We start from the raw sequence: 522 nt of genomic DNA on the forward strand, positions 1-522 counted from the left end.
TCCGGCTGATGCGCTGCTCGTCGCCGCCGATGTCGCGACGCACGGTGTGCTCGATGATGCCCTCGATCCGCGGCCGGGCCTGCGCCTCGAAGACCTGCGCCGCGTCGCCGTCGTACGTGCGCGCCAGGTGGCCCGCCACGAACTCGGGCGTGTACGTCACGGCCTGTTCCGTGGGCCAGGGCTCGAGATCGCGCACGCGGTCGCCGTCGAGACCGGTGTTGGCGGACTCCGCGAGCTGCCGGATGCTGTCGTGCACGCGCCCGCTCACCGGCCACCAGTCCGTGTACGTCTCGATGTTGCCGTCGCGGTCGCGTCGCGTCCGGTGGACGCCGCGCGCACCCGAGTAGTCCGTCGTCACTTCGGCGTCGTAGCTGTAGTACGACAGGTAGACGCTCGTGAACGAGCCCAGTACCCGGTACTTCTTGAACTCGCGCGGCGCGAACCACCGGCTGTTGACCCAGGCCTCGATGTTCTGCCGAGCCCGATCCTCGCCGATGCGGAGCGGCAGGATGCCGTCGACGG

General features: G+C 69.9%; 1 pseudogene. It reads right to left on the minus strand.

Annotated features, from left to right (window positions below):
* Window positions 1-522, minus strand: a pseudogene (locus FK268_RS23885) (hypothetical protein); the annotation flags it as partial.

Source organism: Tsukamurella sputi, from assembly GCF_007858445.1.
In the GTDB taxonomy this organism is placed as follows: domain Bacteria; phylum Actinomycetota; class Actinomycetes; order Mycobacteriales; family Mycobacteriaceae; genus Tsukamurella; species Tsukamurella sputi.